At 56.7% G+C, this 26,987-nt stretch carries 25 protein-coding genes; 12 read left to right on the forward strand and 13 right to left on the reverse strand.

Annotated features, from left to right (window positions below; translation table 11 throughout):
* Positions 1-300: 300 nt before the first annotated feature.
* Both J0X19_RS13325 and J0X19_RS13330 read right to left on the reverse strand, forming a co-directional pair.
* The gene (locus J0X19_RS13325; RefSeq protein WP_206984865.1) at positions 301-921 is read right to left on the reverse strand and encodes a hypothetical protein; all 621 of its coding nucleotides are present in this window, start codon (positions 919-921) and stop codon (positions 301-303) included.
* 93 nt (positions 922-1,014) lie between these two features.
* Positions 1,015-1,296: a DUF427 domain-containing protein gene (locus tag J0X19_RS13330; RefSeq protein ID WP_206984866.1), complete on the reverse strand. Its 282-nt coding sequence runs from the start codon at positions 1,294-1,296 to the stop codon at positions 1,015-1,017.
* Positions 1,297-1,511: 215 nt separating this feature from the next.
* On the opposite strand from J0X19_RS13330, the gene J0X19_RS13335 reads away from it, so the two are divergent.
* The 3 genes from J0X19_RS13335 to J0X19_RS13345 all read left to right on the forward strand — a co-directional run bounded on the left by J0X19_RS13335 (position 1,512) and on the right by J0X19_RS13345 (position 6,762).
* On the forward strand, positions 1,512-2,621 hold the full coding sequence (locus J0X19_RS13335; RefSeq protein WP_206984867.1) for a vWA domain-containing protein: 1,110 nt from the start codon (positions 1,512-1,514) through the stop codon (positions 2,619-2,621).
* 217 nt (positions 2,622-2,838) lie between these two features.
* Positions 2,839-4,371 (forward strand): sigma 54-interacting transcriptional regulator, encoded by a 1,533-nt coding sequence (locus J0X19_RS13340; protein WP_206984868.1) that lies wholly within the window; start codon positions 2,839-2,841, stop codon positions 4,369-4,371.
* 720 nt (positions 4,372-5,091) lie between these two features.
* On the forward strand, positions 5,092-6,762 hold the full coding sequence (locus J0X19_RS13345) for a T9SS type A sorting domain-containing protein (protein ID WP_206984869.1): 1,671 nt from the start codon (positions 5,092-5,094) through the stop codon (positions 6,760-6,762).
* Positions 6,763-6,847: 85 nt separating this feature from the next.
* Here J0X19_RS13345 and J0X19_RS13350 read toward each other — a convergent pair whose 3' ends face one another.
* The gene (locus tag J0X19_RS13350) at positions 6,848-7,306 is read right to left on the reverse strand and encodes a peptidylprolyl isomerase (RefSeq protein ID WP_206984870.1); all 459 of its coding nucleotides are present in this window, start codon (positions 7,304-7,306) and stop codon (positions 6,848-6,850) included.
* Between the two features lie 196 nt (positions 7,307-7,502).
* Here J0X19_RS13350 and J0X19_RS13355 point away from each other — a divergent pair, with 196 nt between their 5' ends.
* Complete coding sequence (locus J0X19_RS13355; RefSeq protein WP_206984871.1) at positions 7,503-8,147, forward strand: fasciclin domain-containing protein; 645 nt, start codon at positions 7,503-7,505, stop codon at positions 8,145-8,147.
* 234 nt (positions 8,148-8,381) lie between these two features.
* On the opposite strand, the gene J0X19_RS13360 is transcribed toward J0X19_RS13355, so the two are convergent.
* The 5 genes from J0X19_RS13360 to J0X19_RS13380 form a co-directional block, all read right to left on the reverse strand.
* Positions 8,382-9,260, reverse strand: coding sequence for an NAD(P)-dependent oxidoreductase (locus tag J0X19_RS13360; protein WP_242582593.1), 879 nt, complete (start codon positions 9,258-9,260; stop codon positions 8,382-8,384).
* A gap of 131 nt (positions 9,261-9,391) precedes the next feature.
* Positions 9,392-10,318, reverse strand: coding sequence for a ribosome small subunit-dependent GTPase A (gene rsgA / locus J0X19_RS13365; protein WP_206984873.1), 927 nt, complete (start codon positions 10,316-10,318; stop codon positions 9,392-9,394).
* 133 nt (positions 10,319-10,451) lie between these two features.
* Positions 10,452-11,705 (reverse strand): 3-deoxy-D-manno-octulosonic acid transferase, encoded by a 1,254-nt coding sequence (locus tag J0X19_RS13370; RefSeq protein WP_206984874.1) that lies wholly within the window; start codon positions 11,703-11,705, stop codon positions 10,452-10,454.
* 137 nt (positions 11,706-11,842) lie between these two features.
* Positions 11,843-12,478, reverse strand: a complete 636-nt coding sequence (locus J0X19_RS13375) for a peroxiredoxin (protein ID WP_206984875.1) — start codon at positions 12,476-12,478, stop codon at positions 11,843-11,845.
* Positions 12,479-12,658: 180 nt separating this feature from the next.
* Positions 12,659-13,939 carry an aspartate kinase gene (locus J0X19_RS13380; protein ID WP_206984876.1) on the reverse strand — a complete coding sequence of 427 codons (1,281 nt, stop codon included), beginning with the start codon at positions 13,937-13,939 and terminating at the stop codon, positions 12,659-12,661.
* Positions 13,940-14,105: 166 nt separating this feature from the next.
* Between J0X19_RS13380 and fbp the strand changes: the two genes are divergently transcribed.
* Positions 14,106-15,122, forward strand: coding sequence for a class 1 fructose-bisphosphatase (fbp, locus tag J0X19_RS13385; RefSeq protein ID WP_206984877.1), 1,017 nt, complete (start codon positions 14,106-14,108; stop codon positions 15,120-15,122).
* 79 nt (positions 15,123-15,201) lie between these two features.
* Here fbp and J0X19_RS13390 read toward each other — a convergent pair whose 3' ends face one another.
* From J0X19_RS13390 to yihA, 3 genes are all read right to left on the reverse strand, one after another.
* Positions 15,202-15,777 carry a DUF5606 family protein gene (locus J0X19_RS13390; protein WP_206984878.1) on the reverse strand — a complete coding sequence of 192 codons (576 nt, stop codon included), beginning with the start codon at positions 15,775-15,777 and terminating at the stop codon, positions 15,202-15,204.
* 31 nt (positions 15,778-15,808) lie between these two features.
* Positions 15,809-16,255 carry an energy transducer TonB gene (locus J0X19_RS13395; RefSeq protein ID WP_206984879.1) on the reverse strand — a complete coding sequence of 149 codons (447 nt, stop codon included), beginning with the start codon at positions 16,253-16,255 and terminating at the stop codon, positions 15,809-15,811.
* A 77-nt stretch (positions 16,256-16,332) separates the two neighbouring features.
* Positions 16,333-16,950, reverse strand: coding sequence for a ribosome biogenesis GTP-binding protein YihA/YsxC (gene yihA / locus J0X19_RS13400; RefSeq protein WP_206984880.1), 618 nt, complete (start codon positions 16,948-16,950; stop codon positions 16,333-16,335).
* A 479-nt stretch (positions 16,951-17,429) separates the two neighbouring features.
* Between yihA and J0X19_RS13405 the strand changes: the two genes are divergently transcribed.
* The 4 genes from J0X19_RS13405 to J0X19_RS13420 all read left to right on the forward strand — a co-directional run bounded on the left by J0X19_RS13405 (position 17,430) and on the right by J0X19_RS13420 (position 22,111).
* Positions 17,430-19,628 (forward strand): OmpA family protein, encoded by a 2,199-nt coding sequence (locus J0X19_RS13405; protein ID WP_242582596.1) that lies wholly within the window; start codon positions 17,430-17,432, stop codon positions 19,626-19,628.
* A 129-nt stretch (positions 19,629-19,757) separates the two neighbouring features.
* Positions 19,758-20,486: a bifunctional demethylmenaquinone methyltransferase/2-methoxy-6-polyprenyl-1,4-benzoquinol methylase UbiE gene (ubiE, locus tag J0X19_RS13410; protein WP_206984882.1), complete on the forward strand. Its 729-nt coding sequence runs from the start codon at positions 19,758-19,760 to the stop codon at positions 20,484-20,486.
* Complete coding sequence (gene porT, locus J0X19_RS13415) at positions 20,435-21,259, forward strand: type IX secretion/gliding motility protein PorT/SprT (protein ID WP_206984883.1); 825 nt, start codon at positions 20,435-20,437, stop codon at positions 21,257-21,259. Before ubiE ends, porT begins: the two co-directional genes overlap by 52 nt.
* 105 nt (positions 21,260-21,364) lie before the next feature.
* Positions 21,365-22,111 carry an SDR family NAD(P)-dependent oxidoreductase gene (locus tag J0X19_RS13420; protein ID WP_206984884.1) on the forward strand — a complete coding sequence of 249 codons (747 nt, stop codon included), beginning with the start codon at positions 21,365-21,367 and terminating at the stop codon, positions 22,109-22,111.
* A 168-nt stretch (positions 22,112-22,279) separates the two neighbouring features.
* Here J0X19_RS13420 and J0X19_RS13425 read toward each other — a convergent pair whose 3' ends face one another.
* Positions 22,280-22,966: an alpha/beta hydrolase gene (locus J0X19_RS13425; protein ID WP_206984885.1), complete on the reverse strand. Its 687-nt coding sequence runs from the start codon at positions 22,964-22,966 to the stop codon at positions 22,280-22,282.
* A gap of 187 nt (positions 22,967-23,153) precedes the next feature.
* Positions 23,154-23,645, reverse strand: coding sequence for a cytidine deaminase (gene cdd / locus J0X19_RS13430; protein WP_206984886.1), 492 nt, complete (start codon positions 23,643-23,645; stop codon positions 23,154-23,156).
* 241 nt (positions 23,646-23,886) lie between these two features.
* Here cdd and J0X19_RS13435 point away from each other — a divergent pair, with 241 nt between their 5' ends.
* The 3 genes from J0X19_RS13435 (at position 23,887) to J0X19_RS13445 (ending at position 26,964) form a co-directional block, all read left to right on the forward strand.
* Positions 23,887-25,245: a saccharopine dehydrogenase C-terminal domain-containing protein gene (locus J0X19_RS13435; protein WP_206984887.1), complete on the forward strand. Its 1,359-nt coding sequence runs from the start codon at positions 23,887-23,889 to the stop codon at positions 25,243-25,245.
* Between the two features lie 83 nt (positions 25,246-25,328).
* Positions 25,329-26,270 (forward strand): hypothetical protein, encoded by a 942-nt coding sequence (locus J0X19_RS13440; RefSeq protein ID WP_206984888.1) that lies wholly within the window; start codon positions 25,329-25,331, stop codon positions 26,268-26,270.
* Positions 26,263-26,964 (forward strand): ATP-binding cassette domain-containing protein, encoded by a 702-nt coding sequence (locus J0X19_RS13445; RefSeq protein ID WP_206984889.1) that lies wholly within the window; start codon positions 26,263-26,265, stop codon positions 26,962-26,964. The genes J0X19_RS13440 and J0X19_RS13445 overlap by 8 nt, the downstream gene beginning before the upstream one ends.
* Positions 26,965-26,987 lie beyond the last annotated feature (23 nt).

Raw genomic sequence — 26,987 nt, forward strand, 5'->3', positions numbered from 1 at the left:
TTGGGAGAGTGTAGTGTGGAAAGCTGGATAGAGTACTTAACTGAAAAATCAGGACCAGTACGAAAGCCGTGAAAACCAACGCCGCGAAACCGATGCTTCAGTCGGCGTCAACCCCATATCGCCCAATCCGGCGCAACGGAATACCCCTGCAAGGTATTGTGTTCTATATGTAATACAAATTTAAGATACATAAATTACTGGTAGCAAGTAGCCTTTTATGCCTGAGAAAATGCTTTTCCAGTCTGGAAATCCTCTATTCGCCGAACTATAGTTTCTGTGTTAAATCATTTCAACCGCCTATTAGCGGGCCTGATTCTTATAGTCGACTTGCTGAAATGCACTCCCGCCCGCTGGTAGCGAATAATGCACTACGCGCTGCCCACCGCTGGGGCAGCAGTTGGGGTCGGCATCCAGATAGATGGGGAAGATGCGCACCACCTGCTGGCCTTCCACCCGGAACGTGTCGTGGCCCTTGTAGCCCTGGGCAGCAGGGCCGCTCAGCTCGGGCAAGGACAGAATACGGCGCCCCTGGTTAAGAAACTCATACCCCAGCAACTGCCCATACGAGCCGCTGCCCGCGTCGGTCACAAACACCAGCAGCTCCGGAAACTTGTCGGCGTTGAGGTTGGTGGCCACGGCATCCGAAACAGTGCCTTCTATGGCTTGGGTATTGGTAGCCAGCTCTTTGCCGCCTTTCTCCACCCGCATTTCCAGCTGGCGGTTGGCTCCTTCGCCGGTGGTTTGCAGCACAAAGCGATGGTCGCCCTCATTCAGCTCTTTCCGGAAGCTGACGGGCGTAGCCGGGGCAGCCGGGGCGGCGGTGCTGCGCAGGGCCGATGGGTCGGAGGTTTCGGTGGTGGCCCGGGGCGCGTCGCAGGCGGCAAGCAGTGCAACGGAGAGAAGTAGGAGCGGCTTTTTCATAGCAATACAGGGAGCCGCGCCCGTATAGCTGAGGCGTGGCTCCCTGTATTTACCGTTCTGCTCGGCGCGGGGTTACAAATAATATACTACAAGTTAGGCTGTCACCTGCACGCCTTTCCAGAACGCCACGCGGCCCTGAATCTGCTGGGCGGCTTCTTTCGGCTCCGGATAATACCAGGCCGCGTCTTTGTTTAGCTCGCCGTTTACGCGCAGAGAGTAGTAGCTGGCCCGGCCTTTCCAGGGACAGGTGGTGTGAGCAATGCTGTCCTCGAAAAACTCTTTCTTGATGGCGTCGGCGGGGAAGTAGTGGTTGTTTTCCACCACCACCGTATCGTTGCTTTCCGCTACTACCGTGTTGTTCCAGATGGCTTTCATGGGTGTTTCGTTTTTCGTAGTTGGTTTTTCGTTTAGCGGCGCCGGCTTTTCGCAAAGGCAATTCGTTATTCGTAGTTGGTTTTCTGTGGTTGTGTTTAGCAGCGGCAGCTTTTCGTAAGGCCACAAGGCCCCGGTATTTACCTCGAAAAACCAAAAACCAGCAACCGTAAACCAACTCTGCCCGCTGGTTGTTCTGATAACTCAACTTCCTTCCTATGTCCGCAGGCTTCCGTTTCCGGGATTACGTACCCGAAGAGTCGCCCGAAAAAGGGTTCGACTCGCTGTTCAAGATATTTATGCAACTCATTACCATCACGTCGGGTGATGTAGGCGAAGCATTGTCGTGGCTCAATGAGCTGGACAAGCAGTACGGCCTCACCGACGATGATTACGGGATGGGCAACTTCATTGAAGACCTCAAGAAAAAAGGCTACATCGATGAGGACGAGCAGAAAAAAGGCGAATTCAACATCACCGCCAAAAGCGAGCAGCAAATCCGCAAAAGCTCGCTCGAAGAAATCTTTGGTAAGCTGAAGAAGTCAGGGCAGGGCAACCATCGCACCCCGCACACCGGCCAGGGCGACGAGCAAAGCACCGACATGCGCGAATTCCGGTTCGGCGACTCGCTCGACCAGATTTCCATGACCGAGTCGATTCGCAATGCGCAGCTCAACCACGGCTTGGGCACCGGCGAGTTCATGCTAACCGAAGGCGACCTGGAAGTGCGTGAAAACGAGCACAAAAGCCAGACCAGCACCGTGCTCATGATTGACATTTCGCACTCCATGATTCTGTACGGTGAAGACCGCATCACGCCGGCCAAAAAAGTGGCTATGGCGCTGGCCGAGCTGGTGAAGCAGAAGTACCCCAAGGATACCCTCGATGTGCTGGTATTCGGCAACGACGCCTGGCAGATTGAGGTGAAAGATTTGCCGTACCTGCAAGTGGGGCCCTACCACACCAACACGGTGGCCGGCCTGGAACTGGCCCTGGACCTGCTGCGCAAGCGCAAAACGCCCAACAAGCAGATTTTCATGATTACCGACGGCAAGCCCACCTGCCTGAAGGAACCCGCCGGTGGCTACTACAAAAACAGCTTCGGCCTCGACCGCAAGGTGGTGAACAAGACGCTGAACCTGGCCGCCGCCGCCCGCCGCCTCAAAGTGCCCATCACCACGTTCATGATTGCCTCCGACCCGTATCTGAAGCAGTTCGTGAACGAATTCACGGAAGTGAACCAGGGCAAAGCGTACTACAGTAGCCTCAAAGGCCTCGGCCACATGATTTTCGAGGACTACAAGCGCAACCGCCGCAAGTCGTTGTAGGAGGACATGGAAAAGCTTTTCGGACGTACAGGTGCTATTATCATTTCGATTTTAGTTCTCATTGCACTCCTAATTGTGATACTTGCGTTTTTAGAAATGTATTGGTTTATCCCTACAGAGTGGGGAGGGGCCACCCAATGAATTTTCTCTAGTTTGTGCGGTATAACTCCGCTAGCCCTTTAAATAGACGGGAAGTGTATTCCCATAAAAACAATCAATGCAGCACGCAACAATCCGCACCCTGGGTCAGCTTCGCGCCAGCGGGTATCAGCCCCGTTCCGTTAAACAAGAGCTGCGCGACAACCTGATTGCCAAGCTCCAAAGCAAAGAAGAAGTTTTTCCGGGTATCTACGGCTACAACGAAACCGTAATTCCTGACCTGCAACGCGCCATCTTGGCCGGGCACCATATCAACCTGCTGGGCTTGCGCGGCCAGGCCAAAACCCGCATTGCCCGCCTGCTAGTGGGCTTGCTCGACGAGTACATTCCGGTGGTGGAAGGCGCCGAACTGAACGACGACCCCTTGGAGCCGCTGTCGGTGTACGCCAAAAACCTCATTGCCGAGCACGGCGACAACACGCCCGTCGCGTGGCTGCACCGCGACGACCGGTACACTGAAAAGCTGGCTACCCCCGACGTATCGGTAGCCGACTTGATTGGTGATGCTGACCCTATTAAAGCTGCCACGCTCAAGTTGCCGTATTCCGATGAGCGAGTAATTCACTTTGGGTTGATTCCAAGGGCGCATCGGGGCATTTTCGTTATCAATGAGTTGCCCGACTTGCAGCCCCGCATTCAGGTATCGTTGTTCAACATCTTGCAAGAAGGCGACATCCAGATTCGCGGCTTCAAGGTGCGTTTGCCGCTGGATTTGCAATTCGTCTTCACGGCCAACCCCGAGGACTACACCAACCGGGGCTCCATTGTGACGCCGCTCAAAGACCGGATTGACGCTCAGATTATCACCCATTATCCGAAATCCATCGAAATCGGGAAGAACATCACCAAGCAGGAAGCCCGCATCAAAGAAGAGCAGCGCGGTTTGGTGACTACCAATGAAATCATTCACGACCTGGTGGAGCAGGTAGCCGTAGAGGCCCGGGCTTCGGAGTTCGTAGACGCCAAAAGCGGCGTGTCGGCCCGCCTGACCATTTCGGCCTTCGAGCAGGTGGTGGCCGGGGCCGAGCGCCGGGCCCTGATTAATGGCGAGAAGAAAACTTACGTCCGCGTCGGCGACTTTATTTCGGCAGTGCCGGCCGTAACGGGCAAGGTGGAACTGGTGTACGAAGGCGAGCAGGAGGGAGCCGGCATTGTGGCTGAGAAGCTGATGGGTAAAGCCATCCGCACGCTGTTCCTCAACTACTTCCCCGACCCCGACAAAGCCAAGAAGCTGAAAGGCCGCCCCAGCCCTTACAAAACGGTGCAGGAGTGGTTCGGCAGCGGCAACACCGTAGACGTACTGCACGACGCCTCCGACAACGAGTACCACGCCGCCCTCGACCAAGTACCCGGCCTGCGCGACATCGTGAAGGAACTGCACCCCAATGAGGACGCGGAAACCACCTACTTCCTGATGGAATTCTTGCTGCACGGCCTCGCCGAGTACAGCCTAATTTCGCGCAACCGCCTCACGGCCGGCGCGCAATTCAAGGACCTGCTCAGCAGTATGTTCACCATGCCCAGCTTCGGTGAGGATGACGATGATGAGGACGAAGAAGACGAGAAGCCCCAGCGCGGCCGCCGTCGGTAACCTTCCGATTTGAGTACAATTGCCAACAAAACACCCCGCATACCGAAAGGTGTGCGGGGCGTTTTCTATATTCAGGGAGTCTGTATTTATTATTGAAATAATACGCGAACCGGAAATATTTCTATAGACTGAAAAGGAAGGCATGGATATTGAGCATCTATAGAATTCACTATATATCGGCGTATGAAAGCAAGCCTACTCTCTTTTATTAAGGTGCTACTTGTCTTCTTCAGTCTCTTCGAGACGCATGCAGCTATTGGCGCAGGCATTATGGGCGGGGAATTGACCTATACTTACGTTCCGAACAGCAACAACCGATATGCGGTGAAATTACAGGTTGCCTACGATTGTAGCAGCGTTTTCCTCCCAACCACACAGACGTTGGAAGTTCGTAATGGGGGCTGTAATGCACCTATAGTGTACACTATCACTGCCCCTCTGCTAGGCAATAGCGTCCAGATTGGCTCACCCTATTGCGCGAGTAATCCTGGGGGTAGTAGCCCATGTGGGGCAGGACTACCTCCTAATTATCAGCTGCTCCTCTATAAGTGGGAAGTGAGCCTGCCGCCTGCTGCTCTCTGGACCCTGTCGGTTACGACGGCTACGGGCCGCACCGGGCAAGCAACTGTTGCTGGCGGAAACGCTATGTATTGGGAAGCTACCCTAAATAATCTGAATGGTGGTCGCATCTTACAGAACAATTCAGCTCAGTTTGATGCCTTGAACGCTGCTACCAACATTGCGTGTTGGCAGCAGCAAACCTCTCTGAATTTTTCGGCCACCGACTTGGATGGGGACGAACTGGTGTACTCCCTCGAGCAGCCGTTGAGTGGTTGCAATAACCCTATCGGGTATTTGAATTACGTAACCAACGGTCTGATAAATATTGGCTCTACTGCGGCCCCGTGCTTTGCGCAGGTGCCTGGTAGCCCCAGTTATTCAGCGGTATTTCCAATTGCCTCGTTCAACCTAACCGGACCCGCGTGCCCCGCTACCCGCAGCGCCACGCCCTACTTCCGGTTCAACGCCACCACAGGCAGTTTCACGTTTCAACCGGCTATCTACGATAGTCAAGACCTCGACCGAAACAAGTATGTGGTAGTAGGAAAAGTGTCGGAGTATCGCCGCATTAATAATGTGCGCACCCTGATTGGCACTGTGCGGCGGGAAATGCTGGTGATAGTAACGGACTGCGGCACCAACCGCCCGCCTGCTGTGCCTGTTGCAGTAAGCAATAACCTTAACTCCGGGGCCGTCATTGTCAACACTGTTGATTCCACATTTGTCCAGGTTTCCACCTGCAACGCTACCCGAGTGCTAATCCGCTTCTCCGACCCGAATGCGAATGATCTGCTAACCGTAACAGTGCCTAACCTTATTGCGCTTACTCCTAGCGACCCATCGTATTTACCCACTGATGTAGGTACTTTTCAGATAACAGGAAACGGCACCCGCCAACCAGTCGGCGTTTTGAACATGCAGCCTGATGTAGCTTTTGCCGGCATAACATTTCGAATACCTATTCAGATTCGGGACAATGGCTGCCCGGTGGCAGGGGTGCAAAACCGGATTATTGTGCTAACCATCCGAAACCGTAGCGTTGGGCAGATAACGGTGGCTGGGGTTGCAGGATCGGCTATCTGCGCGGGAAGTCCAGCCACGCTGACGGCTCGCGCTTTACGTCCCGACTCGGTAATCGTCCCGGTTCCAAATCCTACTACGCTACTTGCAAACTTCACGTACCGCTGGGAATCGGCTAATGGCCTAGCCCCAGCCGACCAAAACAGCCGCGTAGTCACCGTAAATCCAACCCAGACGACCCGTTACATTGTTCATATTACGACTACCAATTTCCGCTCGGCGCCTATTCCAACCTGCGTTGATACGGCGTCGGTGCTGGTGCGGGTGGTGGCTACTCCACCGCAACCCAGTATTATGGAAGTGGGTAACGAGCTATTTAGCAGTGCTCCGGTCGGCAATCAATGGTATTTCAACGGCCAGCCGTTGGCCGGTGCTACTGCTGCCAGCTTAGTGCCCCCGGTGCCAGGCAGCTACACGGTGGTAACAAGTACGATAGGCACGTTGCCGGTGTGCAGTTCGCTTCCCTCATTGCCCTATACGGTAGTGCTGCGCGGCACCGGTAACGTGCAAATAAGCCCTAACCCCACCGCCAACGGCCGTTTCATAGTGCAGCTCACCGGGTACGAGCAGCCCGTTGTGCTAACGGTTTTCAATACGCTGGGCCGGCAACTAACTGCCATAACGGTGGCAGCGCCCAACCCGGCCGGTACTACACAGGCCTTGGATCTGGCTGGGGCTACGGCCGGCGTTTATGTGGTGCGGGTGGTTACGGCTGGCAGTGTAAAAGTGCAACGGGTGGTGCGAGAATAGCCTTTTTTGGTTGCTAGCTACGAAAAACGCCCCGCGTACCGAAAGATGCGCGGGGCGTTTTTGTGCTGACAAGCGGCAGAGACGCTTAGTTTTCCGAAACGATGATTTTCTGAATTTCGTCGTTGGGCTTGATTTCGTCGATGACGTCGAGGCCTTCTACCACTTTGCCGAACACCGTGTGGTTACGGTCGAGGTGGGCAGTGTTCTGGCGGTCGTGCACGATGAAGAACTGGCTGCCGCCGGTGTTGCGGCCGGCGTGGGCCATGCTCAGAGCGCCCCGCTCGTGGTACTGATGCTCGCCGGTCAGCTCACAATCAATCTTGTAGCCGGGGCCGCCAGTGCCGGGCACACCCTTGGCGCCGTCGCGCGAGTTGGGGCAGCCGCCCTGAATCACGAAGTTGGGAATGACGCGGTGAAACTTGAGGCCGTCGTAAAACCCTTTTTTGGCGAGGTCGGTGAAGTTTTTCACGGTGTTCGGAGCATCTTGCTCGTAGAACTCCACTTTCATCACACCGCGGTTGGTGTGGATTTCGGCAGTTTTCATGGTTGAGAGGGTAGGTGGAATGGAAACGATATACGCAGGCAGCGCCCTTCGGATGCCAGCGGGGCGCAAAGGTAGCCAATTTGCGAGGCTCGAAACATCCGGGTTGCTGTCGAGTTTCGTAACATAGCAGCCGCGGCGCACGCTATACCGTGCGCTTCATCTCACCTCCCAACCAATTCTTTCTCTTTTTAAGTGTATGAAAAAGACCTTCCGTACCGCGTCGCTGAGTTTCCTTTCGGCCAGTGTATTTGCCTTGGCTTTGAGTAGCTGCGGCGACAACAAAACCGCCGAAACCGCCACTTCCGACGTGCCCACCGAAACCACCGTTGACTCGGCGGCTATGATGACGGACTCGGCACGTATGGCCAAGCCCGAAGGCGTAATGGTGGATGGCGTGGCCATGACCCCCGACAAAACCATCGTGCAAAACGCCGTGCAAGCCAGCAGCGTAACCACCCTGGTGAAAGCGGTGCAGGCTGCCGGCCTCGATGGCACCCTGAGCGGCACCGGCCCATTCACCGTGTTTGCGCCCACCAACGCCGCCTTCGATAAGCTGCCCAAGGGGGCGCTGGCTGGCCTGCTGAAGCCGGAAAGCAAGGAGAAGCTGAAAGGCGTGCTCACCTACCACGTTATTGCCGGCCGCCTGTTGGCCCAGGATTTGAAAGACGGCCAGGAACTAACCACCGTGAACGGCCAGAAGCTGAAAGTAACCGTGAAAGACGGTAAAGTGATGGTCAGCAACGGCACCGACGCCCCCGCCACCGTACAGATTCCGGACGTAATTTCCAGCAACGGCGTAACCCACGTAATCGACGGCGTAGTGTTGCCGAAAGCGGAGTAGTTTACTCGTTTGCTAAAGCACAAAGGCCCGGCTGCAACAGCCGGGCCTTTTGTGTTCATACGGGCCGTAGGGTGCGGGGCTTGCCCCCGCCCGCCGTTGAACTGCCCGCCGCTGAACGGGTCGTTAGGTAATTCAGCAGTGAGCTATTCAACAACGAGTGGGTTTAGTCGATGCCCGCTGTTGCCCAAGTAAGATACAGGCTGTTCAACGAGGGGCGGGGGCGAGCCCCGCACCCTACAGACCGGCGTTTTCGGCTACGCGTTCTGCAAAACCGGCCCAGTCCACGTCTTCTTTTTTCGCCACGGTGGTAGAGAGGTTATCGAAGATGATGTTGGCGAAGGGCATGGGCACGGTGTAGGTGCGGGCCTCGTCCAGCACCAGGCGCAGGTCTTTGCGGATAATGGCCGGGGCCGCGCCGATGGGTTGGTAGTGGCGCTCGGCTACCAGCTTGCCGTAGCTTTGGTAGATGGGCAGGTTGAAGAGTGTGCCCGTGAAAAACTCGTAGACCTGCTGCCGGTCGAGGCCGCTTTTCTGAGCCAGCGTGAAAGCCTCGGCCATAGCTTCAATGGCCGCGCCCAACATAAAATTGCCACACAGCTTCACGAGGTTGGCGGCGCCAGGGTCGGTACCGAAATCTTGAGCGGTGCCCTGGCCCAGCACTTCCAGCACGGGCCGGAGCTTCTGCTTGGCTTCATCGTCGCCGGCCATAATCAGCCACAGCTTGGCCGCGGCGGCAGCATCGGGCTTACCAAATACGGGAGTTGCTACCAAATGAGCACCCTGGCGCGTGTGGGCTTCGGCTAAGCGGCGGTTGGTATCGGGTGCTACGGTGCTGCACGAGGCGTGCACGGCACCCTGGGGCAACGCTTGCAGCAGGCCATCAGGACCGGTGCACAATTCCTGAAGGGCGGCATCATCGGTTACCATCGAAAAGATAATGCCCGCGTCTTTGACGGCTTCGGCTGGGGTGGCGGCCACGGTAGCACCTAGTTCCTTGAGCGGGTCGGCTTTGCTAGCGGTGCGGTTGTAAACGGTGAGCTGGTGACCGGCTTTCAGCAGGTTGGTGGCCATAGCCACGCCCATGTTGCCAAGGCCTAAAAATGCAATGTTCATGCGGTAAAAAGTGAGATAGTGAGATGGTGAAATGGCGAGTATGGCGTTTTTTGGCGCTACTTGCACCATACGTGCAGTTGGCACCATGAGAACATCAAACTCACCATTTCACCATCTCACTATCTCACTTTTTACCGCCGGTTATCGGTGCCTTCGAGCATGCTCACGTAGCTGTCGTAGCGGGGGAGGGCAATTTGGCCCTGGTCTACGGCTTCGCGCACGGCGCAACCGGGCTCGTGGGTGTGCTGGCAGTTGTGGTAGCGGCACTGGTTGAGCAGGGCGCGCATCTCGGGGAAGAAGTGCGCCAGCTCGCCCGGCTTCATATCCACAAGGCCCAGTTCCTTGATACCGGGCGTGTCGATGATGAAGGTGCCGGGCCGTACTTCCAGCATTTCGGCAAACGTGGTGGTGTGCACCCCTTTGTCGGAAAACTCACTGATTTCAGCAGTTTTGATGTCGAGGTCGGGTACCAGCGTGTTGATGAGCGTGCTTTTGCCTACCCCCGAATGCCCTGATAGCAGCGTGGTGCGCCCATCGAGCAGGGCATCAATAGCCGCTACGCCTTCGCCGGTATGGGCCGAGCAGCGCAAGCCGGGGTAGCCAATCCGCTCGTACATCATCTGAATCTGACCCTGGTAGTCGTTCAGGTCGTCGTCGTAGAGGTCGGTTTTGTTGAATATCAGCGTGACGGGAATACTATAGGCCTCAGCCGTCACCAGAAACCTATCAATAAACCCGAACGAGGTAGCCGGCGAAGCCAGCGTCACGACCAGCATGGCCAAGTCGAGGTTGGCGGCCACAATATGGGCGTGCTCGGTTTTGTGCACCGAGCGACGGATGATGTAGTTGCGGCGCGGCTCGATGTGGTGAATTACGCCCGCGCCTTCGGTTTGCTCTTCCACCGTGAAGTCCACCTGGTCGCCCACGGCCAGCGGGTTGCTCACCTTCAAGCCCTTCATCTTGAACTTGCCCCGCAGCCGGCACCGGTGCAGCTGCCCCGTGCCCGCCTCGCGCACCACGTACCACGAGCCCGTAGATTTAACGATGGTTCCGGTCATTCGGTGAAATGGTGAGGTGGTGAAATGGTGAATTTGTGTAGAGGCCTGAATGTAAGTAGGGTGGAGTTGCGACGTAGAAAATACAATGTTCTAGCGGCGCAGTCCGTGCAAGTGGTGCCAGCAGAACATCAACTCACCATTTCACAAGTTCACCATCAAGCCACTGCATGATTTTGGTGGTAGCGCCGCTGCTTTGGAATACGTAATCGAGGCTGATGTCCTGCAAACGCAAGCGGGCGGCTTCGTTGTGAAACAAAGGCGTGAAGGCCTGGTGCAACTCTGCGGCTGAGGTAACCGGGAAAGCGCAGCCCAGCGCTACCAGGTCTTGCGCTTCCTGAAACTTGTGGTAGGTCGGCCCGAAAAACAGGGGCAGCCCGAAAGCCGCCGCTTCCAGCGTGTTGTGCAGCCCCTTGCCAAACGCGCCGCCGATGTAAGCAAACTGCCCAAACCGGTACAGCTGACTCAGTAGCCCCACATTGTCCATGAGCAGCACCCGCGCATTGGCAACGGTATCGGGCTGGGCCTGGGAGTAGCGCAGTACGCGGCCTGGCAGCGCCGCTTCCACCAGCTTCAGGTTGGTTTCGCTGATTTCGTGGGGCGCAACAATAAACCGGAGCTGGTCTTGGTACTGCTGCATTAAGGGCGTAAGCGCCGGTAAGTCTTCGGGCCAACTGCTGCCAATGATGAACACCGGAGTCCGGTCTTGTACGAAGGCATCAACGAGCGGCAATGGCCGGGGCGGGGCAGCCGCCGTGCGCACCACCGTATCGAAGCGGGTGTCGCCGGCCACGCTGGCGTTGGGCACGCCGGCCGTGCGCAACAGCTCCACCGACGTTTCGTTCTGCGTGAAGATGTGCGTGAAGCTGCGTAGCATGCGGCGGTAAAACCCGCCCCAGGGTTGGAAAAACACCTGCTCGGGCCGGAAGATGGCCGACACGCAGATGGTCGGTACCTGGCGCCGCTTCAGCTCGGCCAGAAAGTAGTGCCAGAACTCGTACTTCACAAACACGGCCAGCCGGGGCCTGACTGCTTCCAGGAAAGTACGCGCATGAGCAGCCGTATCCAGTGGCAGATAGAACACGTAGGCCGCGCCGGGCCAGTTTTTGCGCACCTCGTAGCCCGAAGGCGAGAAGAACGTTAGCACGATTTTGTGGTCGGGGTGCTGCTGGCTGTAAGCCTCTATCAGCGGGCGACCCTGCTCGAATTCGCCCAGGGAGGCGCAGTGAAACCAAGCCAGCGGGGCCGTTTCAGAGCGCAGTGCCTGCTGCATGTGGGGCAACAGGTTGCGGCGGCCTTGTACCCACTGCGCTGCTTTGGGCACGAAAGGGGCTGCCAGTTGCAAGAGTAGCGCGTACAGGCGTAGCGCTAAAGTATATAGGAAAAGCAAATGCTGATTCGGGTTGCGGGTGACAAGTTTTCAGCTGCTGAACCCGCGGTAAGCTCGACTTCAACAGCTGAAAAGAAGTGCAAAAGTACAGCTAACTACCGGTAATTAGCTGTTGCTCCGTGCAATCCCGCTGCGCGCTACGAATGACGCGCGCCGAAAAACTTGGCTAGTCCTTCCTTGGTGTTGGTTATGGCCTCTTTGCCGGGCCGCCAGTTCACGGGGCAAGCCTCCCCTGATGTTTCGTAGTGTTGCAGGGCGTCTACCATGCGCAGAGCCTCATCCACGTTGCGGCCAAGGTGCCCGTCGTTCACTACCTGGTGCCGTACGATGCCGTCCTTGTCAATCAGGAACAAGCCACGGTACGCCACCGGCGACCCAACAAATACCATTTCGCCGGCCTCGTTGTAGTCGTAGCGGCCGCCCAGCACGTCGTAGTTGGCGGCAATGGTTTTGCTGGCATCGGCTACCAAGGGGTATGTAACGCCTTCAATGCCCCCTTTTTCGCGCGGAGTTTGCAGCCATGCCATGTGGGCGTAGCGCGTATCAGTGGAGCAAGCCACCACGGCTACGTTCCGGGCCTCAAACTCGGGCAGATGCTCCTGAAACGCCAGGATTTCGGTGGGGCACACAAACGCGAAGTCGGCCGGGTAGAAGTAGAACAGCACGTGCTTCTTGCCTAAGTAGCGGTCAAGCGAAAAGTCGGCTTCAAATTCGCCGTTGACAATAGCAGTGGTTTTGAAAGAAGGAGCGCGCTTACCTACGAGGACGGCCATTAGTGAGGTGCTGATTAGTGATGAGTTGATTGGTGGGCCACTGAGTTGCAGCATGAATGCCTGTTAGCCCATATATTCCCGCTTTGGCCTAACGTATGGATGAAAACAAAGTTGAAGCACAACCAATGAGCCCCTCGGTTTGCCTCAACATCAACCCACAGGCAGCACCACCGCAACTCATCAACCCCGGCATACAAACTGAAACGTCTGGCGGGTCCGCTGTTCGAGTAGCAGCTCCCGGCCGTTGGTTAGCTGCCGGATACTGGCCGCGTCGTAGTTTTTGATGGTGTACAGCGCCAGGTCGGTGTTGTAGTGAATCGTGAACTGGTCGCGCAGGGTGGCCAGCAATTTGTCCAGCCGGTACGCCGAGAAATCGGTGCAGATAGAGAAGCTGATGGCCGAGTTCTGCATCAGGTTGATTTTCAGGCGTACCTGCGCCAGCGCCCCGAATATCACCTCCAGGTTTTCCTCGGAGATGAAAGCAAAGTCCTTGGACTCAAACGAAACCAGGCACTGGTTCACCTTGCGGATAAAGGCCGGCGCCAGCAAGCCGTGGCGGCAGTCATGGATTTTGGTACCCTCAGCCACGGGGTCCAGAAACGACTTCACGTACAGCGGAATCTGACGTACGGCCAGCGGCTTAATGGTTTTGGGGTGGATGACCGACGCGCCGTAGTACGCCATTTCGATGGTTTCCTGGTAGCTGATTTCCGGGTAGCGCACCGTGTCGGCGAAAATCTTGGGGTCGGCGTTCAGCAAACCCGCCACGTCCTTCCAAATCGTCACCGACTCAGCCCGCAGGCAGTAAGCCAGAATGGCGGCGGTGTAGTCGGAGCCCTCCCGGCCGAGGGTGGTGGTAAGTCCGCTGGCCGTGCCACCGATAAAGCCCTGCGTCACAATGGGGCCTTGGGCTAGCAGCGGCAGTACGGTTGCGGTAAGAGTGCGCTCAGTGGTAGGCCAATCCACCCGGCCTTCGCGCCAGGCGTGGTCGGTGCGGACGAGTAGGCGGCAATCCAGCCACTGCGCGTCTAATGCGCCGGCCACTATGCGCGTCGCCAGCAACTCCCCGAAGCTCACCACTTGGTCGTATTGCTTATCGAAGTCGCCGGGCGTGAGGGTTGCCAGCCGGTCGCCGAGTTGCTCCAGCAACTGGTTGAGGCCGGGCTCCTGAGGCGTGCGGCCGGGCACTTCTCCGGCTTGCTCGGGCAGCAGCTCCTGCGCTACGCTCCGATGAAACTCAACCAACCGGTGCAATACAGCCGTGTAATCCTGGCCGGCGTGGGCTAACTGAAAGACTTCCTCCAGCGCATTGGTGGTTTTGCCCATGGCCGATACCACAATCAGCAGAGAGCTGCCGGCGCCTTGTTCTTGCACCACTCGAACGAGGTTACGAATAGCAGCGGCATCTTTCACGGAGGCGCCGCCGAACTTATATACTTTCAAGGAATTCGGATTCTGCATGGCCCCAAATGTAGGAAATCAAGCTTGGCCTGAAAGTTTTGAGGAAGCAATACGCAACACAATGGTTTGCGGAAAGGCCGAACCTAAGCGGAGCGAAATTTCGCTTTCCCAACCCCGAAAAAGGGTTTAATTTTGAGCACCTACCGACTCCATTTTTTAATTTTTTATGAATCAACACGACAAACTGGCGTTGCCCGTTGGCACTACCCTGGACCGTTTCATCATGCGCAAGCAGGAAGACTTTCCCTATGCCACCGGGGAATTGTCGCAGTTGCTGCGCGATATTGCGCTGGCCGCCAAAATCGTGAACCGCGAAATAAACCGCTCCGGTCTGATTGATATTGCCGGGGCCTATGGCAACCGTAACGTACAGGGCGAAGACCAGCAAAAGCTTGATGTTATTGCCAACATCCGCTTCATCCGGGCGCTTCGCAACGGGGGCGAGGTTTGCACTATTATCAGTGAGGAAGACGAAGAGGTAATTCAGACCGGCAACGTGCAAGGCAAGTACATCGTGGCCATCGACCCGCTCGACGGTTCTTCGAACATCGATGTAAACGTGAGCATCGGTACTATTTTCAGCATCTACCGCCGCGTGTCGCCAACGGGCACTGAGGGTACCATGGCCGACTGCTTGCAAACCGGTACCAATCAGGTGGCGGCTGGCTATGTAATTTATGGCTCCAGCACCATGATGGTGTACACCACTGGCAATGGTGTCAACGGCTTCACCTACGAGCCGTCGTTAGGCGAGTTTTTTCTGTCGCACCCCCAGATTGTAACGCCCCAAAGCGGCGCTGTGTACTCGGTGAATGAAGGTAGCTCCAACTCGTTTTCGAGTGGTATGGCCGCTTTCGTTACTTACTGCAAAGAAGCCAACTACTCGGCCCGCTACATTGGCTCACTGGTAGCCGATTTTCACCGCAACCTGCTCAAAGGCGGCATCTATATCTACCCGCCCACCAGCAAGTCGCCGAACGGCAAGCTGCGGCTCATGTACGAGTGCAACCCGCTGGCCTTCATTGTAGAGCAGGCCGGCGGCAAGTCCAGCAACGGCCGCACGCGCACCATGGAACTGCGCCCCGAGGACATGCACGCCCGCTGTCCGCTGTTCATCGGTTCCAAGGAGTTGGTAGAAAAAGCCGAAGAGTTTCTGGCGCAGGAAGAGGTAGTGGAGAGCTAGGAAGCAACTACGCAGTGCACCAAAAAGCCCGCCGGAAATTCATCCGGCGGGCTTTTTCATGGCTGGAGCTTGAGGCAAGCTATTCCTTCTTTTTAGCAGCTTTCTTGGCAGGCTTTTCCGCCGCTTCTACTGCGTCGGCGTCCACCTCTTTCTTCTTGGCCTTGGCTTTCTTGGCTACGGGCTCGTTGGTGTCAACCTCGGTGGCTGGGGCTTCTGCCTCAACTGCCTCAGGAGTGGCAACCTCTTCTTCGGTAGCCGGAGCCTGGTAGGGTAGGGTGCTGCTTACGGCGTGGTACCACTGCACCAATTTCTTGATGTCCGACATGTACACCCGGTCCCGGTCATAGTCGGGGATAATCTCGCCCATGAAGGCTGTCAGGTCTCGGTCTTCCGACTTGTGGGTTACGGTTAAGTCAGCGCCGTACTTCTGGTGCACTCGGTCGAAGACTTCCGTTAGTGGTACGGTCTGGTCGTAATCCTGGGTGTAAATGGAAATTTCCTGGAGCAATGATACTTTATTGCGAGCCGAAGCTACCGAGCGGGTAGCCCGCGCATCCAGGCTTTCGATGATGACGCCAGCGCGGGTAGGTTTCACGAGGCGGTACAGACCGGGCATTCCGCTGATGGCGGCAATTTCCTTGAGGTCGTAGGGCATAAGTACAGAACAGTTGTTGAAAAACGCGAAGTTACTCAGTTGCGGCGGCTTGTCCGGGCGCTGGCAGTTTAAACACGATGGGCAGGCTGGTCAGGATGGCGTAATCGGGCTTTTTGAATTGCAGAAGCTTCACTACGCGCAACGCTTCCTCGCCGCAGCCGCCGCCTACTTGCTTCACCAGCTTCACGCCTTCCAGCGTACCGCTCGTCGTTAGCGTAAAGCTCACCACGCAAGTGCCTTGAATGCGGTTGCGCTTCGCCATGATAGGGTATTTCTTCTCCTTCTCAATGAAGGCGTACATAGCATCCTGACCACCTTCGTAGTACTCGGCTACCGGAATGGATTTGGTTACGCCACCCGCTTGGTGCTGCGAAGGTGCCGTTTCAGGGGCGGGGGCCGCCGGCTTAGTCGTTTGCGCAAATGCTGGGGCTACACCAGCACAAAGGCCCAAAGCCAGCGCGACAGTAAGTTTTTTCATGAAGTTGAAACTGGGTGGTAAATAAGAAACACAAGGCATGAGCACCTCGCGCGGCCTTAGGCAATTACGAGGCCAATTTATGCATTCTGTTGGGTTTCGGCCAGTTGCCGATTTACATTCTCAATGAAGCTCAACACTTCGTTGCGGCCAGTCTTTTCTTCGGCCGACGTCACGAAGTGCTGCGGCACTTCTTCCCAATTTTCGCTCATTTTCTTCATATAGGCGCTTACCTGCTGGCTGGTGCGGCTATGCGACTGTTTGTCGGCTTTGGTAAATACCATTACAAACGGAATACCTTCGGTGCCTAGCATTTCCATAAACTCTAGGTCAACGGCCTGTGCGGGGTGCCGCGAGTCAATCAGCACGAATACGCAGCTCAGGTTTTCGCGCTTGCGCAGGTAATAGTTGATCATGCGCCCCCAGGCTTCACGGTTGGTTTTGCTGGTTTTGGCGTACCCATATCCTGGCAAATCCACTAAGTACCACTCTTTATTAATTAGAAAATGGTTGATTAATTGGGTTTTACCGGGCAGAGAGGACGTTTTGGCTAAGCTCTTTCGCTCCACCAGCATGTTGATCAAGGATGATTTGCCCACGTTGGAACGGCCAATAAAAGCGTACTCGGGCAGCGTAGGAGCAGGGCACTGATCTACGCGCGTATTGCTCATCAGAAATTCAGCGTCACGGATTTGCATCGGGCAAGGAAACTAGTTTACGTACAAAGGTAGGCAGTTCAGCCGCCGCCGCCGGCAAATATAAATTTTCAGTTAAAATCATTGTGATTTGCGAAGCAAGTCTATATTTGCGCAGTTCACGATAGATATTCTAATGATATATTCAAGTTCCACGTCCGCATAAAATGAAATTCAAGGATAATCCGGGAGTAGTTGGATGAGGCCAAGGCCGTATTATAAAATTTCTATCTTTGCCCGCAGATTGCCTTGGCATGCACAAATAGCTGATAAGGCTAATTGCACAAAAAGAGTTCTTTTCCGGGCTTTTCAACATCAAAAAATACTTTTCTACTTAACCCTGGAACGGGTTTTCAGTATAACGGGGCAACCTACTAGAAACAAGACTGGCGCGCACTGCTGCCGCGGTTTCCTTCCCCATTCCTCCGCAACTCCTTATTCTCAAACCCCCTCCAACAATGGACAACTTAGTCAGAAGGTTATTGAAAGCCTCTTGCGCCTTCGCTCTTGCCGCCGCCGTGGCCCAGCCCGCGCTGGCTCAGAGCACGCGCAAGCAGCTCAAGACTGCAAATAAGTTCTTCGAGCAAGAGAACTACCGGGCCTCTATCCCTTTCTACGAACAAGTGTTGGCCAAGGAGCCGAATAACCCTCTCGCATTGTTCCGGGCCGGCATCTCCTACATGTCATTTGATAAGGAGAAAGCCAGTGACTACATCTACAAAGCCCAGAAGCTAAAGCCGAAGGTTTCCAAAGATGTGGAGTATTGGTTGGGCCGCGTTGACCACCTGAACTACAACTTCGACGAGGCCATCACGCACTTTCAGGCGTATAATACCACCCTGAAAGCAAAGGATACCCGCAAAGCCGAGCTGGCGCAGCTGATTCAGCACTCCAAGAACGCCAAGGTACAGTTCAACAGCCCCCGGGACATCTTCGTGAAAAACCTGGGCCCTACGGTGAATACGCCGTACGCCGAGCACAGCCCGGTTATTTCGTCGGATGATAAGGTGCTGCTTTTCACCTCGCGCGGTGAGAACGTAACGGGCGCTGGTAATACCGATGGCAAAAAGGGCGGCAACATAGCTACCGACGGCGAGTACTACGAAGACATCTTCGAAACCAAGCGCATCGACGACGAAAACTGGGACAAGCCCCGTTCGTTGAGCGGCGTGCTGAACGGCAAAGGCCACGATGCTTCCACGCAGCTCTTCGATAACGACACCAAACTGCTGATGTACCGCCAGGATGAAAACGGCGACATCTTCTACTCGGAAAAATCGGGTGGTGACTGGACTCAGCCCAAGAAGCTGAACCAGAACATCAACTCGAAAGCGTTTGAGTCGGATGCCTACATCACGCCAGATGGATTGACTATCTACTTCTCGACGGGTAAATACTCGGAGGACGGTACGCTGGACATCTACTACGCTACGCGCCAGGCCGGTGGCGACTGGGGTGCTGCCAAATCGATGGGTAGCGCCATCAACACCAAGTACGACGACGATAGTCCGTATTTGAGCCGTGATGGTAAGACGTTGTACTTCTCATCACGCGGCCACAACACCATGGGCGGCTACGACATTTTCAAGTCGGAGTATGACTCTATTGGCAAGAAGTGGGGCCGCCCCGAGAACATGGGCTACCCCATCAACACGCCCGATGACGATACCTACTACCGCCTGAGCCCCGATGGTAGCTACGCTTATCTGTCGTCGTACCGCATTGGGGGCTACGGCGAAAAGGATATTTATACCATCAACTACATCAAGAATGCCACTATTCGTGGTAAAGTGCTAAGCCAGAAGGATAGCACCATCATTCCGGGTGTGGAGCTGGTGTTCAGTGGCACCCAGGCCGACAAAACGGCGCTGAGCTACCGCGACATCACCAAGCCCATTACCGGCGACTATCAGGTGAACGTGCTGTCGGGCCGCTCGTATCAGGTGGCTTTGTCGAAGGATGGCAAGAATATCACGACCGAGGAATTTGCTATTCCGGTATCCACCAACGACTCGACGGTAGTAGAAAAGAACTTCTACGTGCCGTATGTTGACACTACCTCGCAGGTTGCGTTCAAAAACATCTACTTCGATACCGACAAGTACAAGCTGCGGCCGGAGTCGATTACCGAGCTCAACAACATCAGCGGGATTTTGAAGGCTAACCCCGGCGTGAACATTTCGATTGAAGGCCACTGCGACTCACGCAACACCGACGAGTACAACATGGTACTTGGTCAGAACCGCTCCAACGCCGCTTACAACTACCTGAAGAAAGCGGGTATTGCTGAAACGCGCATGGTAACGGTGAGCTACGGTGAGCGTCGTCCGGCTGCGGCCAACGATTCGCCGGAAAATATGCAGCTCAACCGCCGCGTAGAGTTCCGCCCCATCATCAAGGAAGGCGAAGCTGCTCCGGTACTGACGCCGGGTGCTCCGGCTCCGGCCCCTGCCCCAGCTCCTCGTGCTGCTACGCCGCTTCAGCCGGGCAAGAGCAAGGCAAAACTGGCCGACGGCACCAAGGTGAAAACCAAGGTTGACGAGGACAGCGACAAAGTGAAAGTGAAAACCAAAGGCGCCAACGACGAGAAGAGCAAGACCGTAACCAAAGACGGTACCATCGACTCGAAGGCAAAAGATGCCAATGGCCAGAAGGTCAAAGTGAAGACCGACAACGACTAAGCTGTCGGGTTTGATAGGAATGGCGGGCCGGGCATTTGTCCGGCCCGCTTTTTTTTCAACATAATGGCTGAACAGACGTTATGATTGGGCAATTTTGCTGTTCGTATCCTCGTTGTTCGCCCCAGAACCATGGCCGTAGTACCCTACAAAGACGACACCGCTGGCAAGAAGTCCCAGGTAGCTCACATGTTTAACAGCATTGCGGGCAAGTATGACTTCCTGAACCACTTCCTGAGCGTCGGCACCGACATTTATTGGCGCCGCAAAGCGGTGAGCGAGCTGAAAGCCCTGCGGCCAGCCCGCATCCTGGACATTGCCACTGGCACCGCCGACTTCGCCATTGAAACGCTACGCGCGGCCTCCACCGACGCGCAGGTAACGGGCGTTGATATTTCAGAGGGCATGCTGGAAGTGGGCCGCCGCAAGCTGCAAGAAAAGGGGTTGTCCAACCGGATTCAGCTGGAACTCGGCGACTCAGAGAACCTCCCGTACCCAGACAACCACTTCGATGCGGTAACGGCATCGTTCGGAGTGCGCAACTTCGAAAACCTGACCAAGGGCCTAGCCGAAATGCGCCGCGTGTTGCGGCCCGGCGGCAAGCTGGTGATTCTGGAATTTTCGAAGCCCACGGCGTTTCCACTCAAGCAAGCTTATAATTTCTATTTTCGGCGCGTGCTTCCGGTTTTTGGAAAGATGATTTCCAAAGACAATTCTGCCTATACCTACCTGCCCGAGTCGGTGCAGGCCTTTCCCGACGGCCCCGACTTCCTGGCTATTCTCCGGGAAGTGGGCTTTAACACTCCTGCATGGCAACCCCTCACCTTCGGCATCAGCTCCATTTACACCGCTCACAAATAGGCCGCGTTGCGCTGGTATCGTTTCTGGCGCTGGCCACTTCCATTGGCGCTCAGGCCCAGCGCAAAAGCAGCTCCAGCGCCAGCCGCGGCAAGGGTGGCCGGGTGAAGTCGATTACCGTAAATAACCTGCCGGGCTACGATGACAAGTGGTTTCATCCGGGCTTTTACATTGCGCCGCATAGCTCCCGCTACAAACTGGAGCAGTCGGCGGCATATATCCAGAACCTGAATACCAACCGTGGAGTAACGGCCAATGCCATCAGCAGCGCGGGCTTTTCGGTAGGGTTTGTGGGCGATGCACGCTTGGGCGACTATTTCAACCTGCGTTTTGCGCCGGGAGTGAGCTTTATTACGCGTCAGATTGAGTTCAAGCCGCTGGGCTACACGCCTGTGGCCACGAACCTCAACGACCCCGCTGAAATTGTAACGCAGGAAGTAGGGGCTACCCAGGCCGACTTTCCGCTGCTGCTGAAGTTCCATTCGGAGCGGCGGCGCAACACCCGCATGTACGTGGTAGGAGGGGTGAAACCAAGCGTGAACGTAGGCACCCGCCGCAAAGACGAGGAGCGCAACCAGATTACGGCCGCTAATACCGATGTAGCCATCGAGTATGGCGTTGGGCTGGATTTGTTTTATCCGTTCTTCAAATTCGCGCCGGAGTTACGCTTCTCGCACGGACTAAAGAACCTGTATGAGCCTAGCAATAACGTGTATAGCAACAGCTTGCAAAGCTTGCGCAGCAATACCGTAACGCTGTATCTCACGTTTGAGTAAGACAAATAGTTGAATTGCTGAATTGTTTAATGGTTGGCTGTTTTGACATCTACGGCGGAACAGCCAACCATTAAACAATTCAGCAATTAAGCAATTCAACAACCTATGAAAACTGCGTTCATCACCGGCGCTTCGTCGGGTATTGGCCGGGCTACGGCTGTGGCATTAGGTAAGGCTGGCTTTCAGCTGGTAGTAACGGGCAGAAGGCGGGAGCGGCTGGAAGCACTGGCCCAGGAGCTAGCTGGGGTGCCCGTGCACATCCTCACCTTCGATGTGCGCGACAGGGCTGCTACGGAAGCGGCTATTGCCAGCTTACCCGCCGAGTTTGCCGAGGTTGATGTATTGATTAACAATGCCGGCAATGCCCACGGGTTGGCCCCCATCCAAGACGGTGACCCTGCCGACTGGGACGCCATGCTGGACGGTAACGTGAAGGGCCTGCTGTACGTGAGCAAAGCCCTGTTGCCAACTATGACGCGCCGCCAAAGCGGGCACATCATCAACATCGGCTCGGTGGCCGGGCATGAGACATACCCCAACGGCAACGTGTACTGCGCTTCGAAAGCAGCCGTGGCGGCCATCACCAAAGGCATGCGGCTGGACTTACTGCCCCATCATATTCGGGTGGCAGAGGTGAACCCCGGCGCAGTGGAAACCGAGTTTTCGCAGGTACGCTTCAAGGGCGACACCGACCGGGCCGCCACGGTGTACAAAGGCTTTGAGCCCTTGCAAGCCGAGGACGTGGCCGACGTTATTCAGTTTATGGTAACGCGCCCGCCCCACGTCAATATTGCCGAGGTGCTACTCTTCCCCGCTGCTCAGGGGGCTGCGACAACCATTCAGAAAGGCTAACAATTGCTGCTACTACCACCCAAAAAAGCCCCGCCAAGCGGGGCTTTTTTGGGTGGTAAGTCGTCGTCAATGCGGTTTTGGAAGTAGGGGCGGGGCTTGCCCCAGCCCCTACCGCGTGCAACCTGTGCTCCGACCCTGAAACCACTCGAGTAATGCAAATCAGCTCGGCTATGCGAAGTCGGCAAGTGAGCTGCGGCTATGGATGTGGCGTAGCGTTTCGGCGTGCAGGGTGTGATTGCCTTCAAAGCGTAGCACTTCCGGCTCGACGCCCAATTTTTTAAGGAACTGTTGCTGCATGGCTAGCTTGTCGGGCGCAACGAATGGGTCCTGGGTGCCAGCAACCAGGGTAACGGGTAGGCCGCGTAGCAGCTGAGCAGCCACGGGCAATTCCATATCGGGCGGGAAAACGCCTGCCCACAGCACCAGTCGTACTGGCTTAAAGCGGGCCCGGGTCAGCCAGCGGCTCACTGTGGCAGCTCCCTGCGAAAAGCCTAGCACCGTAACGCGCACGTTACCTGAAGCAGCCGCCAGAATCCGGTCTGTCAGTTGATTGAGGTAATGAACGTAGTCGTCAATTTCAGCAAGCCGGTCTTCGCGCGTCATCCAGGTGGCTCCTATGCGGCCGCGGCCGTTGGTGTTGTTTTCCAGGTAGAAGCGGGAAAGTCCTTCCGGCGCTACTACCACCAGCGTTGGGTCGGCGGCAACGAGGACCGCAAAGTGGCGGATGAAATACTCCGCCAGTTGCCCGTAGCCGTGGCATACCACCCACACCTGCCGGGTCTGCGCCGATACGTCACCCAGCTGAAAATACCGGGCAGTGCGCGTAACGGCAAGGTGATGCTCCTGTGCGGTCATTAAAGTAACGGAGTAGCGGAGTAACTGAGTAATCGTTCTGGTTGCCACCCGGGCAGGAAGCAACCAAGACGCTTTGCTTACTGGAAAATCGATAAGTCAACCACCCGGCAGTAGCTTGCCCCAAGCGGACTGGCTTTTATTCACTGAGTTGCAACCGAATAACATACTCAATTACTCAGTCACTCAGTTACTCTTTCCTGGGCAAATCGTCGGGTGTGAAGCCAAACGGGAGCAGGTCGGAGAGGCTCCGGAAGCGGTAGATGGTGCCGTTGGGGCCGGGCAGCAGCAGCGGAATAGCCTGGCGTTGGCGGTGCTCATATTCGGCCATCACCTGGCGGCAGGCGCCGCAGCTCGTTACGGCTACAAAGTCGCCGTTGGCGGGGCGGGCGGCCACGGCCATGCCCACAATGCGCCGGCCGGGTTGAGTGGCAGCCAGGCCAAACAGGGCGGTACGCTCGGCGCAGAGCCCCGACGGGAAGGCCGCGTTTTCTTGGTTGGTACCCCGGAAGATGGTGCCGTCATCCAGTAACAGCGCCGACCCTACGTGAAAGTGCGAGTACGGGGCGTAAGCGTGGTCGGTGGCGGCGCGGGCGGCCTGCCAGGTAGTGGCTTCGGCGGGAGTTAGTTCAGCTTCGGTGAGAACCTCAACATCGATGGTGAGGCGGAGCGGTTGGGCCATGGGACGGGCGGAAAAGAAAGAAGTTCCGGTACCGACTGGCGGCCCCGGTTACGTAAGGGGCGGTGAATGTACCACAATTATCAATGATTGGGTGAAGGGATGATTGGATGAATGGAGGGGGCCGCTGGTTAGACAGGTTTCATTAGCATTATCGGCTCTGATTGGCGTAACCAGTTGTCCGTAGTTTACCTTCACCCCATCATCCTCCCATCCAATCATCCTCCCATCCAATCATCTTCTTATGACGCGTTTGTTGCTGCTCGGAGCCGGCCGTTCCTCTTCCTCCCTCATTCAGTATTTGCTGCGTCATGCGGCTACCGAAAGCTGGTTTCTGACCGTGGCCGACGTGGCCCCGGCCCATCTGGTGCCCGTGCTGGCCGCCCACACCGAGTACGCCCGCGCGGTACCTTTCAATATTCAGGAGGAAGCGCGGCTCGATGAGCTAGTGCGCGACGCGGACATTGTGGTATCAATGCTGCCGGCCCTGTTTCATGGGGTGGTGGCGCGGGCTTGCGTGCAGCATCGGCGGCACTTGGTAACGGCCAGCTACGTGAGTGAGGAAATCAGGGCCTTGCACGACGAAGCGCAGGCGGCGGGCAGCCTGATTTTGATGGAGTGCGGGCTTGACCCCGGCCTCGACCACATGTCGGCCATGGCGGTGATTGAAGACGTTCGGGCGCGGGGTGGGCAAATTACCTCGTTTCACTCGTACTGCGGCGGCTTGCTGGCACCCGGCTCGGAAGGCGACAATCCGTGGCAGTACAAATTCACCTGGAACCCGCGCAACGTGGTGCTGGCGGGCCAGGGTACGGCCAAATACCTGGAAAACGGCCACCCGCGCCTGATACCGTACCAGCGCCTGTTTGCGGCAGCTACCCCGTTGGAAGTACCCGGCTACGGGGCGTTTGAGGGCTACGCCAACCGGGATTCGCTCAGCTACCGGGCACCTTATGGCCTGCAGGATATTCCTACCATCTTGCGCGGCACCCTGCGCCGGCCCGGCTACTGCGCCGCCTGGCACGCGCTGGTGCGCCTCGGCCTCACCGACGACTCTGGCCGGCTGGGCAATGCCGCTACCATGACGTGGCGGGAGCTGGTGGAAGCGTATTTGCCGGTTTCGGTGCCCCGCAAAGCCACTGCCACCGAACTGGCCATGCACTGCGCCGATTACCTCGGCTTACCCTTTGCTGGCCCCGAAATGCAGCGGCTACAATGGCTGGGCCTGTTCACCGATAAAGCCGTAGGCTTAGCCGATGCAACTCCCGCGCAGCTCTTGGAGCACTTGCTAACGGAAAAGTGGCAGCTGCAACCCCACGACCACGACATGATTGTGATGCAGCACCTTTTCGGGTTCGAGCTAAACGGGCAGCACCACCGCCGCACGTCTTCGCTGGTAGTGCTCGGCGACGATGCCACGCATACCGCCATGGCCAAAACTGTGGGCTTACCCGTGGCCATAGCCGTACGGCGGCTGGCGCGCGGCAAAATCGGGCAGCGCGGCGTAGTCATTCCCACGCAAGTAGAGCTGTACGAACCGATTTTAACCGAGCTGGCAGCGGATTACGGCATCCGGTTCGTGGAAGAGGAAACAGCTGGATAATGAGGTTGAGCTTTTTGTGCCAAAAAGGCAAGTTTACTTGTGCTGCGGCGTTGCCTGTGTTATTCCATGCTAACTAGTTTCAGGTGAAAGCCTATTTTCTGCTCCGATGGCGTGTGCTGAGCCGGCAGTTGGTTGAGCTGGGCTGGTGGCGGCCGTTGCTACTAGCCCCGGTGCTGATAGCCGCAGCCGGCAATGCCTTGGTTGTGTTGTCGCGCCACCCAACTGCTTGCTGGTTGCTGCCACCACTGCTGTTCTTGCTAACAACAAGCCAGCACCGCCGCCGCGCCGATTTAGAGTTTCTGCACCTTGCCGCACCTGATTTCCGTAAGTGGGTGGCCGCTGAATATGCCTTTTGGACCGTGCCAGTGATGCTTGTGCTGCTTGGCTTCGGGCAGTTTGGAGCCGCAGCCCTAGCTATAGCCCTGGTGCCACTGGCCGCCTGGTTACCACCGGCCCGCGCCCGCACCAGCACCCGACATCGGCGCAGCGTATTTCGCAGCGAAGCTTTCGAGTGGGTGAGTGGCTTTCGGCAAACGAAGGCTGGCTGGGTATGGGGCGGGTTGCTGCTAACAGCCTGTTGGTGGCATCAATATCCGTTGGCGCCAGCACTGGCCCTGGGCGCATGGGTACTGACTCTGAGTGCCCTATACGCCACCCCCGAGCCCTGGACAATGCTACTGCCCGCCCTGCGCCAGCCCGGCGCCTGGCTTCGGCGGCGCGTGGGGTTGGGGCTATTGTACTTCGTGCTGACGGCCGCGCCGTTTGCCTGGCTGATGGGCGCAGCCTCGGCAGGCTGGGGTGGGGCCGTAGCACTGCTGTGGGGCGTGGCAGTCTTGATAATGGTGGTGCTGACCCGCTATGCTTTCTACCCGCATGCCTTATTGGTACGCTTAACCCAGGGGGCAGTGGTGGCGGTGGCTTGCCTACTTTTTGGACATCCGGTGTATCCGGTGTTGCTGTTGGTGGCCTTTTTCGGGTTGATCTGGAAAAGCCGTCGGCAACTAGCGGTGTTTCGTCATGATTGAGATAGTAGGGCTTTCCAAGCAGTTTGGGGCGCAGCAGGTGCTGCGCGACGTGAGCCTGACGTTGCGGCCGGGCACGCTGCACGGCCTAGTAGGAGCCAACGGCGCCGGCAAAACCACGCTGCTCCATTGCCTCTACGGCCTGCACGCCGACTACCAGGGTACTGTGCGTGAAACCACCGGCCTGCCCATCCGGCCCAGTACCGGCCTGCTGCCTTACGAGCCGTACTTCTACCCCCGCCTCACCGGCCGCGAGTACCTGGAGTTTACGCTGCAGGCCCGGGGCCGCGCCGTGGTAGATTTCGAGCCGTGGAACCAGCTGCTGGAGTTGCCCCTCGACCAGTACGCCGAGGAATATTCAGCGGGTATGAAGAAGAAACTGGCATTGCTGGCGCTGCTAGTACAGCCCTTCCGCTACCTGATTCTCGATGAGCCTTTCAATGGTCTCGACCTGAATACCAATCTGCTGCTGATGGAAATCCTGCGTCGGTTGCGCCAACAAGGCACTGGTATTTTGCTCACGTCGCACTTGTTAGGCTCCCTCACTGAGCTGTGCGATGAACTCACCGTGCTAGCCGACCACACCGTACGCCGCCGCTACTTAGCTCACGAGTTCAGCCAGGTTCAACCCGATTTGCTCGATGGTTTTTACCAAGACAAGCTAGCCCAAGTCCGGAAGCTGCTGCCGGAAACGTGAGAAACGGTGCGTGTTTCACCGCC

Origin of the sequence: Hymenobacter telluris, from assembly GCF_017313265.1 — a bacterium.
GTDB classification, from domain to species: Bacteria; Bacteroidota; Bacteroidia; order Cytophagales; family Hymenobacteraceae; genus Hymenobacter; species Hymenobacter telluris.

What these genes read in the sequence shown, in the direction of transcription:
- J0X19_RS13325 (WP_206984865.1), bottom strand. Translation starts at nt 921, where the DNA reads ATGAAAAAGCCGCTCCTACTTCTCTCCGTTGCACTGCTTGCCGCCTGC.
- J0X19_RS13330 (WP_206984866.1), bottom strand. Translation starts at nt 1,296, where the DNA reads ATGAAAGCCATCTGGAACAACACGGTAGTAGCGGAAAGCAACGATACG.
- J0X19_RS13335 (WP_206984867.1), top strand. Translation starts at nt 1,512, where the DNA reads ATGTCCGCAGGCTTCCGTTTCCGGGATTACGTACCCGAAGAGTCGCCC.
- J0X19_RS13340 (WP_206984868.1), top strand. Translation starts at nt 2,839, where the DNA reads ATGCAGCACGCAACAATCCGCACCCTGGGTCAGCTTCGCGCCAGCGGG.
- J0X19_RS13350 (WP_206984870.1), bottom strand. Translation starts at nt 7,306, where the DNA reads ATGAAAACTGCCGAAATCCACACCAACCGCGGTGTGATGAAAGTGGAG.
- J0X19_RS13355 (WP_206984871.1), top strand. Translation starts at nt 7,503, where the DNA reads ATGAAAAAGACCTTCCGTACCGCGTCGCTGAGTTTCCTTTCGGCCAGT.
- J0X19_RS13360 (WP_242582593.1), bottom strand. Translation starts at nt 9,260, where the DNA reads ATGAACATTGCATTTTTAGGCCTTGGCAACATGGGCGTGGCTATGGCC.
- rsgA (WP_206984873.1), bottom strand. Translation starts at nt 10,318, where the DNA reads ATGACCGGAACCATCGTTAAATCTACGGGCTCGTGGTACGTGGTGCGC.
- J0X19_RS13375 (WP_206984875.1), bottom strand. Translation starts at nt 12,478, where the DNA reads ATGGCCGTCCTCGTAGGTAAGCGCGCTCCTTCTTTCAAAACCACTGCT.
- J0X19_RS13380 (WP_206984876.1), bottom strand. Translation starts at nt 13,939, where the DNA reads ATGCAGAATCCGAATTCCTTGAAAGTATATAAGTTCGGCGGCGCCTCC.
- fbp (WP_206984877.1), top strand. Translation starts at nt 14,106, where the DNA reads ATGAATCAACACGACAAACTGGCGTTGCCCGTTGGCACTACCCTGGAC.
- J0X19_RS13390 (WP_206984878.1), bottom strand. Translation starts at nt 15,777, where the DNA reads ATGCCCTACGACCTCAAGGAAATTGCCGCCATCAGCGGAATGCCCGGT.
- J0X19_RS13395 (WP_206984879.1), bottom strand. Translation starts at nt 16,255, where the DNA reads ATGAAAAAACTTACTGTCGCGCTGGCTTTGGGCCTTTGTGCTGGTGTA.
- yihA (WP_206984880.1), bottom strand. Translation starts at nt 16,950, where the DNA reads ATGCAAATCCGTGACGCTGAATTTCTGATGAGCAATACGCGCGTAGAT.
- ubiE (WP_206984882.1), top strand. Translation starts at nt 19,758, where the DNA reads ATGGCCGTAGTACCCTACAAAGACGACACCGCTGGCAAGAAGTCCCAG.
- porT (WP_206984883.1), top strand. Translation starts at nt 20,435, where the DNA reads ATGGCAACCCCTCACCTTCGGCATCAGCTCCATTTACACCGCTCACAA.
- J0X19_RS13420 (WP_206984884.1), top strand. Translation starts at nt 21,365, where the DNA reads ATGAAAACTGCGTTCATCACCGGCGCTTCGTCGGGTATTGGCCGGGCT.
- J0X19_RS13425 (WP_206984885.1), bottom strand. Translation starts at nt 22,966, where the DNA reads ATGACCGCACAGGAGCATCACCTTGCCGTTACGCGCACTGCCCGGTAT.
- cdd (WP_206984886.1), bottom strand. Translation starts at nt 23,645, where the DNA reads ATGGCCCAACCGCTCCGCCTCACCATCGATGTTGAGGTTCTCACCGAA.
- J0X19_RS13435 (WP_206984887.1), top strand. Translation starts at nt 23,887, where the DNA reads ATGACGCGTTTGTTGCTGCTCGGAGCCGGCCGTTCCTCTTCCTCCCTC.
- J0X19_RS13445 (WP_206984889.1), top strand. Translation starts at nt 26,263, where the DNA reads ATGATTGAGATAGTAGGGCTTTCCAAGCAGTTTGGGGCGCAGCAGGTG.